Origin of the sequence: Flavobacterium sp., from assembly GCF_049318185.1 — a bacterium.
Classification (GTDB): domain Bacteria; phylum Bacteroidota; class Bacteroidia; order Flavobacteriales; family Flavobacteriaceae; genus Flavobacterium.
In genome coordinates this window covers 17,888-30,724 of sequence record NZ_JBMOGV010000014.1, presented here as the reverse complement: position 1 = coordinate 30,724, position 12,837 = coordinate 17,888, and the positions used below count along the sequence as shown (strand labels likewise).

Below are 12,837 nucleotides of genomic sequence, written 5' to 3'. Positions count from 1 at the left end.
ACTTACACTTCTAATAATAATATCAAGAAAGGGACTCATTAATTTTTAGTTTAAAGTTTTTCTCAATGGCTTTAATCATTTCGCCTGCAATGTCTTTATTGGTAGCGCCTTCAATTCCTTCTAATCCTGGTGATGAATTCACTTCCAATAGTAAAGGACCTTTTGAAGAACGAATTATATCTACACCCGCCACTTTCAAATCCATGGCTTTTGCGGCTTTAATAGCTATCTTTTTCTCGTCACTTGTGGGTTTAATGACACTTGCGGTTCCGCCCATGTGGATGTTAGCCCGGAATTCTCCTGGTGCAGCTTCTCGCTGAATGGCTGCTACCACTTTGCCATCAACTACAAATAAGCGCAAGTCTTTTCCATCTGCTTCTTTAATAAATTCTTGTACCAAAATATTAGCATTCAAACTTTTGAAAGCATTAATTACCGACTCGGCTGCTTTTTTGGTTTCGGCCAATACCACACCTTTTCCTTGTGTGCCTTCTAATAGTTTAACAATCAACGGAGACCCGCCAACCATTTTAATCAAATCATCAGTATCCAATGGTGAGTTAGCAAAACCAGTTGTGGGAATATCAACCCCATGATGCAAGAGCAATTGCAACGAAAATAGTTTGTCACGTGATTGTGTAATGGCTGCTGCCGAGTTCAAGCAAAAGACTTTCATGGCTTCAAACTGACGCGTCAAAGCACAACCATAAAACGTAATGCTAGGACGAATTCTTGGTATGATTGCATCAAAATTATCTAATATTTTTCCGCCACGGTAATGAATTTCTGGTTTAACGGCATCCAGTTTCATGTAGCATTCTTTGATGTTCAAAAAGTGCATTTCATGACCGCGCATTTCGCCAGCTTCCATAATGCGTTTGTTACTGTATAGTTCAGGATTACTAGCTAAAAGACCAATTCGCAACCCTGATTTATTTACTATAACATCTAAATATAAATCTTTCAGCGTTTCAGTTGTGGTTTGCCCAAGTAAATATTTTTGTTCGGGGTCCACCAATATTCTGCCACTCATAGCTTCGCGACCTAAAAGCATTCGGAAACCCATAGAATCCCTATTAGTCAATGTCATTTCAATTTCCCAAGAATCATTTCCAATTTGTAGTGGCGTTTGAATGACATAGCGCTGCTCTCTGAAACCACTCGAACTTTTAACGATGCGTTTGTCAATTAATTTTGCTTGACAATGAATAACGGTTTTTAAATTATTCTGAATGGGATTAATATCAAATTTCACCCAATTTTCATCTTCTTTTACAAAAGGAGCAATATTAATGGCGTGAAGTGCTGATGTTTTAGCCCCAGAATCAACTCTGGCTTTGATGGCTGGGATTCCAAGTTCAGGAAAAGAACACCATTCTTCTGAACCTAATATGATTTTATTTTCTGGCATTGTAATCAATTAAAAAACCACGAAAGTCGAATAAAACAATAAAATTATTCGTGCATTCGTGGCTTATTCTATGTTAGACTTTATTATTTAGTTGGTTTTTCAGCTTTTTGAATTTTTACGATAAGCTCTTGAGCTACTTCGTCTAAATCCATAAAAATTTCGTCGCCTGATGCAATTTTGGAAGTAATAATTTCTTCTGCTAAAGCATCTTCAACATATTTTTGAATGGCTCTTTTTAGTGGGCGTGCACCAAATTGTTTATCAAAACCTTTTTCGGCAATAAAAGCTTTGGCAGTGTCAGATAAATTAAGTTTATATCCTAATTCTTCCACTCTTCCGAATAGTTTTTTTAATTCAATTTCGATAATCAAATCGATGTCATGTTTCTCCAACGGATTGAAAACAATTACATCATCAATTCTATTTAAAAACTCGGGAGCAAATGTTTTTTTCAAAGCATTTTCAACCACACTTTTTGAATAATCGTCTGCTTGAGCAACTTTTGCGGCAGTACCAAAACCTACGCCTTGCCCAAAATCTTTCAATTGACGGGCACCAACATTGGAAGTCATGATAATAATCGTATTTTTGAAATCAATTTTTCGTCCTAAACTATCTGTCAAATAACCATCATCCAAAACTTGAAGCATCATGTTAAACACATCGGGATGCGCTTTTTCAATTTCGTCTAAAAGCACTACACAGTATGGTTTTCTTCTCACTTTTTCGGTCAGTTGACCACCTTCTTCATAACCAACATACCCTGGAGGCGCACCAATCAATCTGGAGATAGCAAATTTTTCCATGTATTCACTCATGTCAATTCTAATCAAAGCGTCTTCAGAGTCGAATAATTCTTTCGCCAAAACTTTAGCCAATTGTGTTTTTCCAACTCCTGTTTGCCCCAAGAATATAAAGGAACCAATAGGACGATTTGGATCTTTCAATCCAGCGCGATTTCGTTGAATGGAACGTGATATTTTCATCACGGCTTCGTTTTGTCCGATTACTTTTCCATTTATCAATTCTGGAAGATGAGCCAATTTATTGCTTTCTGTTTGTGCAATACGATTTACTGGAATTCCAGTCATCATAGACACTACATCGGCTACATTATCCTCAGTAACTCTTATACGATTGTTTTTAGAGTCTTCTTCCCATTGTTCTTGAGCGATGGCTAAGTCTTTTTCAAGTTTCTTTTCATCATCACGAAGTTTGGCAGCTTCTTCATATTTCTGTTTTTTGACTACAGAATTTTTCAATTCGCGCACTTCTTCCAATTGGCGTTCTAAATCCAAAATTTGCTTGGGTACATCAATATTGGTGATGTGAACTCTTGAACCCGCTTCATCCAAAGCATCGATAGCTTTGTCCGGAAGAAAACGTTCAGACATGTATCTATTGGTCAATTTTACACAAGCTTCAATAGCTTCGTCGGTGTAAATAACATTATGATGGTCTTCGTATTTGTTTTTGATATTGTTCAAAATCGTAATAGTTTCTTCCACAGATGTAGGTTCTACAATTACTTTTTGAAAACGTCTTTCTAGAGCACCATCTTTTTCAATATATTGTCGGTATTCATCCAAAGTAGTAGCGCCAATACATTGTATTTCGCCTCTTGCTAAAGCAGGTTTGAACATATTAGAGGCGTCTAAAGAACCTGTTGCGCCACCAGCACCTACGATAGTATGAATTTCATCTATAAATAGTATGATATCATCATTTTTCTCTAATTCATTCATTACCGCTTTCATTCTCTCTTCAAATTGCCCGCGGTATTTTGTACCGGCAACTAATGAAGCTAAATCAAGGGTTACCACTCTTTTGTTAAAAAGAATTCGGGATACTTTTTTCTGTATAATTCGTAAAGCCAATCCTTCGGCAATGGCAGATTTACCCACACCAGGTTCACCAATTAATAATGGATTATTTTTCTTTCTACGACTTAAAATTTGAGAAACTCTCTCAATTTCTTTTTCTCGACCTACTACGGGGTCGAGTTTTCCTTCTTCGGCCATCTCAGTTAAGTCGCGACCAAAATTATCTAGAACAGGAGTTTTAGATTTTTTATTGGTTTTGTTCCCTGGATTATTAAAACTACCTTCTTTTAAACTGTCATCTTGTCCAGAATCGTCATTATATGCCTCATTTTTAGGTAGGTTGTCCATAAAATCTTCATCGTTTGGTGTCATATTTAAATATTGTTCTTTAACTACATTATAGTCTATTTTTAGACGATGCAATAGTTTTGTTGTTGGATCATTCTCATTTCTTAGAATACACAATAGTAAATGAGCAGTACTAATGGAAGTAGCTTGAAATACTTTTGCTTCTAAAAAAGTTGTTTTTAGCGCTCTTTCAGCTTGACGTGTCAAGTGTAAGTTCTTTTTCTCGTTGCTAATTTCTACATTCGGATTGGCAGGACTTAAAATCTCTACTTTTTTTCTCAAATGTTCTAAATCTATAGATAGGTTATTTAAAATAGCAATCGCTTTACCATTTCCATCTCTCAGGATACCAAGCATAAGATGTTCTGTGCCAATAAAGTCATGGCCTAAGCGCAATGCCTCTTCCTTACTGTAGGTTATAACATCTTTAACTCTTGGCGAAAAATTATCATCCATGTATATATTATTGTTGTATGTAAATTTAGTTATTATCTATGGTTTATGCAAAAATCATTCCGTCTAAAAGTACTGTCAGCTAAGTGACAAAAAAAAGTCAATAATATTAGCAGTAATATAACTATTTTATTAACCAAAAAACGCACCTATTTTGTTAATAAATCATTGAAATTTGTGAACTAAAAGTAGTGCTAAAAACGATAAATTCTATATATTAGCACGTTTTGAATTTAAACTAATTTTTATTACTAATTTATAGAACTATGTCTGACGGAGAAAAGTTAATTCCTATTAATATTGAAGATGAAATGAAATCTGCCTATATCGATTATTCGATGTCGGTTATTGTATCAAGAGCATTACCAGATGTTCGTGATGGGTTGAAACCAGTACACAGAAGAGTGTTATATGGAATGTATGATTTGGGCGTTTTTTCTAATAGAGCTCATAAAAAATCGGCAAGAATTGTTGGAGAGGTTTTAGGTAAGTATCACCCACACGGAGATACATCTGTTTATGACGCCATGGTTCGTATGGCGCAAGAATGGAGTTTACGTTATCTTTTAATTGACGGTCAAGGTAATTTTGGTTCAGTTGATGGCGACAGTCCTGCAGCAATGCGTTATACCGAAGCCAGAATGAAAAAGATGTCGGAAGACATTATGGCAGATATCGACAAAGAAACTGTTGATTTCCAATTGAATTTTGATGATACTTTATATGAGCCAAAAGTAATGCCTACTAGAGTGCCTAATTTACTAATTAATGGTGCATCTGGAATTGCAGTGGGAATGGCTACCAATATGGCACCCCATAATTTAACAGAAGTTATCGATGGAACTTTGGCTTATATCGATAATAATGACATTGAAATTGATGAATTAATAACACATATCAAAGCACCCGATTTTCCAACAGGAGGAATAATTTATGGAATGGAGGGTGTGCGAGAAGCATTCAAAACGGGTAGAGGAAGAATTGTTATTCGTGCCAAAATAAGTTTTGAAGAGTCAAATGGAAAGGATGCTATTATCGTATCTGAAATTCCTTATCAAGTCAATAAAGCAGACATGATTAAGAAAACTGCCGACTTGATTAATGATAAAAAAATTGAAGGTATTTCAAATATTCGAGATGAATCGGATAGAAACGGAATGCGTATCGTTTATGAATTAAAACGTGATGCTGTTCCAAATGTAGTTTTGAATACGCTTTATAAATTTACACAATTGCAATCTTCTTTCAGTGTCAATAATATCGCATTGGTCAATGGAAGACCGCAGATGTTGAATGTTAAAGATTTGATTCATTATTTTGTAGAACACCGTCATGATGTTGTTACGAGAAGAACTCAATTCGAATTGCGTAAAGCAGAGGAAAGAGCACACATCTTAGAAGGATTAATTATAGCATCTGATAATATTGACGAAGTAATTGCCTTAATTCGTTCCTCAAAAGATGGAGACGAAGCTAGAGCTAAATTGATTGAACGTTTTACTTTGTCTGAAATTCAAGCACGTGCCATTGTTGAAATGAGATTACGTCAATTGACAGGCCTAGAACAAGACAAGTTACGAGCCGAATATGAAGAAATCATGAAATTAATTCAACACTTGAAAGACCTATTGGCTAGTAAAGAGTTGAGAATGCAATTGATCAAAGACGAATTAGTAGAAATTAGAGATAAATATGGTGATGAACGTCGTTCAGTTATTGAATATTCAGGCGGAGACGTGAGTATTGAGGATTTGATTGCCGATGAAAATGTAGTCATCACTATTTCACATGCTGGTTATATCAAACGTACTAATTTATCGGAGTATAAAACACAAAATCGTGGAGGGGTTGGACAAAAAAGTGCAGGAACAAGAGATCAAGATTTCTTGGAACATTTGTTTGTAGCCACTAATCATAATTACTTACTGTTTTTTACTCAAAAAGGAAAATGTTTCTGGATGCGTGTATATGAAATCCCAGAAGGAAGTAAAACAAGTAAAGGTCGCGCTATTCAAAACTTAATAAACATTGAAAGCGATGATAAAGTGAAAGCATTTATTTGTACAAAAGACCTAAAAGATGAAGAATACATCAACAGTCAGTTTGTTATTATGGCTACCAAACAAGGACAAGTGAAAAAAACGTCATTGGAACAATATTCTCGTCCAAGACAAAACGGTATCAATGCCATTACAATTAGAGAAGATGATGAACTAATGGAAGCAAAATTAACCAATGGTGAAAGCCAAGTGTTAATTGCCGTGAAATCTGGAAAATTAGTTCGTTTTGAAGAAGAAAAAACACGTCCAATGGGAAGAACAGCTTCGGGAGTTAGAGGAATTACTTTGGCAAATGATAAAGACGAGGTCATAGGGATGGTATCTGTGAACAAAGACGATATTAACGACACACAACTTTTAGTAGTTACCGAAAACGGTTATGGAAAACGAACTAAATTGGTAGATGAAGATGGAGAAGATGTTTACCGTATTACTAATAGAGGGGGTAAAGGAGTGAAAACTTTGAATATTACCGAAAAAACAGGTGCTTTAATTTCTATCAATGCAGTGACTGATGAGGATGATTTAATGATTATCAACAAATCGGGATTGACGATTAGAATGGAAGTTTCTGATTTGAGAGTCATGGGAAGAGCTACACAAGGCGTTCGTTTAATTAATATCAAAGGAAATGATTCCATTGCTGCAGTAACCAAAGTAATGAAAGAAGACGAAGTTGAAGTAGCAGGAGAAATCGTTGACGGCGATGACATCAACGATGAAATTGAAACTGACACTGATACTTCGGAAGATACTACTGAAACTCAAGAATAATTAAATACTATAACCATGAAAATTAAACACATCGTATTGACAGCATCAATACTAGTTTCTGTTTCAACTTTTGCTCAAAAAGACGAGCTAAAAGCATTGAAGAAAATTTATGCTAAAGAGGAAATAAAAGGAAAAGATTTAGTAGAATACAAAGATTTAGTTTTAAAAGTAGAACCGTTAGCAGTTGAAGAAAGCGATAAAATTTATGCTGGATTCTATAAGTCAATGATTCCAGTTTTAGAATCGTTAGCTGTTGATAAAACAATGACTCCAGTTCAAATGCAAGAGGCTCTTCTGAAATTAGCCAATCCAAAAGCAATTTCAGATTTAGCAACGGGTTTAAATGCCACGCTTGATTTTGAAAAAAAATCTGGTAAAAAGGTTTATAGTGATGATATAGCTGAAACTATAACTTCTTTTAAACCAGATCTTGTTAAGTTGGCTATCAGTCTGGGAACTGATAAAAAATTTAATGAAGCTGCGGATGTATTATATGCTATTTATCAATTAGATAAAAAAGACCAAGAGAAATTATTTTATGCAGCAAGTTATGCAGTTAATGCTGAGGATTATGACAAAGCATTAGATTATTACAATCAATTAAAAGTTTTAAATTACACAGGAGAAGGAACAATCTATTGGGCGGTTAATAAAACTTCTAAAGTAGAAGAGTCTTTTTCAACTAAAAACGAAAGAGAGATTTTCATTAAAACGGGAACACATGAGAAGCCAAGAGATGAAAAAATTGAATCCAAAAGAGGTGAAATTTTTAAAAACATAGCTTTAATTTTGGTTCAAAAAGGCAAAACAGAAGAGGCAAAAGCTGCTGTAGCTGAAGCTCGTACGGCAAATCCAGAAGATACTTCTTTGATTCTTACAGAAGCTGAATTATATCTTAAAGTGAATGATTTTGAAACCTATACAAGATTAGTTAATGAAGCATTAGCAAAAAATCCAAATAACGTTGATTTAATTTATAATCTTGGTGTTGTTAGTAGTAATGCAAACAAACTAGCTGAAGCGGAGAAATATTATAAGCAAGCATTAGCTATTGACCCTAATTATTTTAATGCTAATTTGAATTTAGCGGAATTAAAACTAAGAGGTGATGAAAAATTTGTGAAAGAAATGAATAAATTAGGAACTTCTGAAAAAGACAACAAACGATATGAAGCAATAAAAAGTGAAAGAGAAAAGAATTTTAAATCGATTTTGCCTTATTTAGAAAAAGCAGTAGAATTAGAACCAACTAATGATGCAGCAAAGAAAACTTTATTAAGTGTTTACAATGCTTTAGAAATGACTGCACAATACAAAGCATTGAAGGCTAAAATATAATAATCATTTTTACTATCAATAAAAAAACCATCCTTTAAGATGGTTTTTTTATGATTAAATTTTGTATTATAAGTGAATCACTTCTCCATAAGCATCAGCTACCGCTTCCATAACTGCTTCGCTCATGGTTGGGTGTGGATGAATTGCTTTTAAGATTTCGTGTCCTGTGGTTTCTAATTTTCTAGCTACAACCGCTTCTGCAATCATATCAGTAACACCAGCGCCAATCATGTGACAACCTAACCATTCGCCATATTTAGCATCAAAAATAACTTTTACAAAACCATCAGGTGTTCCTGCTGCTTTTGCTTTTCCTGAGGCGGAAAATGGGAATTTTCCAATTTTTAATTCATATCCTTTTTCCTTAGCTTGTTTTTCAGTCAATCCAACAGAAGCAATTTCTGGAGTAGCATAAGTACAACCTGGAACGTTTCCATAATCAATTGGCTCTACATGCATACCAGCGATTTTTTCCACACAATTAATTCCTTCTGCCGATGCTACGTGAGCCAAAGCTTGACCTGGTGTAATATCACCAATGGCATAATATCCTGGAATATTAGTTTGTGAATAGGCATTTACTAAAATCTTGTCTCTGTCAATAGCAATACCCACTTCTTCAAGACCTATGTTTTCGATGTTTGTTTTAATTCCAACTGCCGATAGCAAGACATCAGCATCAAGAATCTCTTCACCTTTAGCCGTTTTAACATAAGCTTTTACTCCAGAACCAGAAGTATCAATGCGTTCTACCGAAGAATTTGTCATGATGTTCACACCTGCTTTTTTCATAGAACGTTCCATTTGTTTAGAGATGTCCTCGTCCTCAACTGGAACAATAGTAGGCATGAATTCGACTACAGTAACTTCGGTTCCCATTGCGTTATAAAAATGCGCAAACTCAACTCCAATAGCGCCTGAACCTACTACAATAAGTTTTTTAGGTTGTTTTGGCAACGTCATCGCTTGTCTATATCCGATAACTTTAACGCCATCTTGCGGAAGATTGGGCAACTCACGAGAACGAGCACCTGTAGCTATTATAATATGATCTGCAGCATATTCAGTTACTTTTCCGTCAGTAGCTGTTACATCAACTTTTTTGCCAGGTTTTAGTTTTCCAAAACCATAAATGACGTCAATTTTGTTTTTCTTCATCAAGAATTGAACTCCTTTACTCATGCCTTCAGCAACGTCTCTTGAGCGTTTTACCACAGCAGAAAAGTCTTTGTCAAATTCTTTAATGGTTAATCCATAATCTGAAGCATGTTTTAGGTAATCAAATACTTGAGCAGATTTTAACAAAGCTTTGGTTGGGATACAACCCCAGTTAAGGCAAATACCACCCAAACTTTCTTTTTCAATAACCGCTACTTTTAAGCCCAGTTGTGATGCGCGTATTGCCGTAACATAACCACCAGGACCACTGCCTAAAACAATAATATCATACTTCATTTTTAGAGTGTTTATTTGTTATATCGGAAAAAAGCAGTTGCTTGCTCTCGAGATATTAATTTATGATTTATTAATTAATTTGAACCGCAAATTTAGAAAAAAGTTTATAAGTTTTAGGTTTAAGAGTTTAAAAGTTTTACTTAATTTAATTAAACTTCTTAGGTTGTATTTCCAAGTGGCTCTATTTCGTTTTTTTGTCGTAGATTCAAAAAAATAATTATATTTTTAATATCAGTGTTTGCGTGTCTATCAATTCACTATGAAATTGGTTGATGCTCAAAAGTTTTGTTTAAAAAAATTTGAATTGAATTCCACATAAAATAGCTTTTTCATAAACACCAATCTTTTTCTTCTATTTTTTTTCTCAATTTTCTACTATCAATTATTTTTTAATTAACAAATTATGTTTACTTTTGCAATCCTTTTGGCGGACTGTATTTCCTTTAGGGCTCAATTAATTATACAAACAACTTCTGTTTTTTTACCGCATAAAGAAATACAGAGAAAACAGAATACAAATTTTTTATCAGCATGTCTGAATTAAACAAAGAACAACAAGCGTTTTTAAACGAATTTAATTGGCACAATTACTCAGAAGGAATTGACCTAGTGGATGAAAAAAACTTGCAAGAGTTTGAAGATTTAGTAACTAAAACTTTTATCTCTACCGATCAAGAAGAAGTAGTAGAAGGTGTAGTAGTAAGAATTACTGACAGAGACGCAATTGTTGACATTAATGCAAAATCGGAAGGTGTTATTTCATTAAACGAATTCCGTTACAACCCAAGTTTAAAAGTGGGTGACAAGGTAGAAGTATTAATTGATGTTCGTGAGGACAAAACAGGTCAATTAGTATTATCTCACAGAAAAGCTAGAACTATTAAATCATGGGATAGAGTTATTTCTGCAAATGAAACAGGTGAAATAGTTACAGGTTTTGTTAAATGTAGAACTAAAGGTGGAATGATTGTAGATGTTTTCGGAATTGAAGCATTCTTACCAGGTTCACAAATAGATGTTAAACCAATCCGTGATTACGATGTATATGTAAACAAAATGATGGAATTCAAAGTGGTGAAAATTAACCACGAATTCAAAAATGTTGTTGTTTCTCATAAAGCGCTTATCGAAGCAGATATCGAAGTTCAGAAAAAAGAAATTATTGGTCAATTAGAAAAAGGACAGGTATTAGAAGGTGTGGTTAAAAACATTACTTCTTATGGTGTATTTATTGACTTAGGTGGTGTTGATGGATTAATTCATATTACTGATCTTTCTTGGTCAAGAATCAATCATCCTAGTGAAGTTCTTGAATTAGATCAAAAATTGAATGTAGTTATCCTTGATTTTGATGATGAGAAAACTAGAATTCAATTAGGTTTAAAACAATTAAACGCTCATCCATGGGATGCTCTTGATGCTAAATTAGCATTGGGAGACAAAGTGAAAGGTAAAGTAGTTGTAATCGCTGATTATGGTGCATTTATCGAAGTGGCAGAAGGTGTTGAAGGTTTGATTCACGTTTCTGAAATGTCTTGGTCCACTCACTTAAGAAGCGCTCAAGATTTCGTAAAAGTAGGTGATATTGTTGAGGCAGTTATATTAACTCTTGATAGAGACGATAGAAAAATGTCTTTGGGTATCAAACAAATGACACAAGATCCATGGACAGATATTACCGCTAAATATCCTGTAGGTTCTAAACACACAGGTATTGTTAGAAACTTTACTAACTTTGGTATATTCGTTGAGTTAGAAGAAGGAATTGACGGTTTAGTTTACATATCTGATCTTTCTTGGACTAAAAAAATCAAACATCCATCAGAATTTGTTAATGTAGGTGACAAACTAGATGTAGTAGTATTAGAATTAGATGTTGAAGGACGTAAATTATCATTAGGTCACAAACAAACCACTGCTAATCCTTGGGACAAACATGAAGATGTTTTTGCTGTTGGAACTACTCACACTGGAACTATCGCTGAGATTGTTGACAAAGGTGCTACTGTAGATTTTGGTGATGATGTTGTTGCATTTATTCCAACACGTCACTTAGAAAAAGAAGACGGTAAAAAATTGAAAAAGGGTGAAGAAGCTGAATTCAAAGTGATTGAATTTAACAAAGAATTCAAAAGAGTTGTTGCTTCACACACTTCTATTTTTAGAGAGGAAGAAGAAAAAGCAGTTAAAGCCGTTGCTGAAGCAGTAGCTAATAACAATGCTCCAGCTTCGACCCTTGGAGATAACAATGATATTCTTGCCGGATTAAAAGCAAAAATGGAAAAAAGTGAGAAGAAGAAATAATATTCTTTGCTTGCTATAAAGTAAAAGTCCTCTTGTCAAAAACGAGAGGACTTTTTTTTAATTGTTGTAGTATTTACGTTGCCAAATCTCTTCGTTGAAGTTTTTTCCTGCCATGAAGAAATAGTAGGCAAAAACAGCGACAATAGATTTAAAGGCAAAAAGGAATACAATTAGTGGCGCCAATGGAACTGATTTACTCAAGTTGTTTTCTGGAACAATTAAAGCTACAATTAGACTTAAAAGAATACCTGTTATAACAAAGTTGCTCAAATTTTTAATTGGCCAAACGAGCAGTTTTCTGTACCATCTAAACTCGTCACCCCATTTATGAACTAGATAGTAGTAGTTGTTTCCGATTGGGATAAAAAGTAAAGGGTCATCATAATTTAAAAGATGAAAAGCTTTACTTGGAGCTACTATTTTAAAACCACTCAGTTTTGTATGGTGCTCTTTTTCAATTTTTTTTATTTTACTGATAGCTTCATCTGGAATGTTGTTTTTGAATAAACTACTGTCTAAAAAACGAAGGCGATAATTAATACAAATGTTTTCAATATGATTTATATGAAAAATATTTTCAGTTTTAAGTAAATCAAAAACTAATGCATTCTTATTTGAATCTTCATTTTTGGATGATAACTTATTTAAAATTGAATTTTTAGAAATTTCATCTTCAATAAGTAACTTTTCAGCCTGCAACAACAAATCACTATTTTTCTCTTTATCTCTAATAGCATTAAGTTCCAATTCAAGATTTACATTTTTCATTATAGTTCTTTTTTCAAAATTAAATAATTATGAAATAATAAATTATTAAAATTCAATGTTTAACAATTGTTCATATAAGAAATGCCCGATTTTCTTCGAGCAT

Annotated in this window: 7 protein-coding genes; 3 read left to right on the top strand and 4 right to left on the bottom strand. The window is 33.9% G+C overall.

From position 1 onward, the window contains the following. Positions 1 to 22: 22 nt before the first annotated feature. Together rimK and ACOYLT_RS02700 are read right to left on the bottom strand one after the other, a co-directional pair. The gene (rimK, locus tag ACOYLT_RS02705; RefSeq protein ID WP_422852306.1) at positions 23 to 1,411 is read right to left on the bottom strand and encodes a 30S ribosomal protein S6--L-glutamate ligase; all 1,389 of its coding nucleotides are present in this window, start codon (positions 1,409 to 1,411) and stop codon (positions 23 to 25) included. Between the two features lie 83 nt (positions 1,412 to 1,494). Then, positions 1,495 to 4,038, bottom strand: coding sequence for an ATP-dependent Clp protease ATP-binding subunit (locus tag ACOYLT_RS02700; protein WP_422852305.1), 2,544 nt, complete (start codon positions 4,036 to 4,038; stop codon positions 1,495 to 1,497). A gap of 263 nt (positions 4,039 to 4,301) precedes the next feature. Between ACOYLT_RS02700 and gyrA the strand changes: the two genes are divergently transcribed. Then, positions 4,302 to 6,869, top strand: a complete 2,568-nt coding sequence (gene gyrA / locus ACOYLT_RS02695; protein WP_422852304.1) for a DNA gyrase subunit A — start codon at positions 4,302 to 4,304, stop codon at positions 6,867 to 6,869. Between the two features lie 15 nt (positions 6,870 to 6,884). Further along, complete coding sequence (locus tag ACOYLT_RS02690) at positions 6,885 to 8,207, top strand: tetratricopeptide repeat protein (RefSeq protein WP_422852303.1); 1,323 nt, start codon at positions 6,885 to 6,887, stop codon at positions 8,205 to 8,207. A gap of 66 nt (positions 8,208 to 8,273) precedes the next feature. Here ACOYLT_RS02690 and lpdA read toward each other — a convergent pair whose 3' ends face one another. Continuing rightward, complete coding sequence (lpdA, locus tag ACOYLT_RS02685) at positions 8,274 to 9,662, bottom strand: dihydrolipoyl dehydrogenase (protein WP_422852302.1); 1,389 nt, start codon at positions 9,660 to 9,662, stop codon at positions 8,274 to 8,276. A gap of 531 nt (positions 9,663 to 10,193) precedes the next feature. Between lpdA and rpsA the strand changes: the two genes are divergently transcribed. After that, entirely contained in the window at positions 10,194 to 11,966 is a 1,773-nt protein-coding gene (rpsA, locus tag ACOYLT_RS02680; protein WP_422852301.1) for a 30S ribosomal protein S1, read from the top strand. A gap of 57 nt (positions 11,967 to 12,023) precedes the next feature. On the opposite strand, the gene ACOYLT_RS02675 is transcribed toward rpsA, so the two are convergent. Beyond that, positions 12,024 to 12,734, bottom strand: a complete 711-nt coding sequence (locus tag ACOYLT_RS02675) for a hypothetical protein (RefSeq protein ID WP_422852300.1) — start codon at positions 12,732 to 12,734, stop codon at positions 12,024 to 12,026. Positions 12,735 to 12,837: the final 103 nt, after the last annotated feature.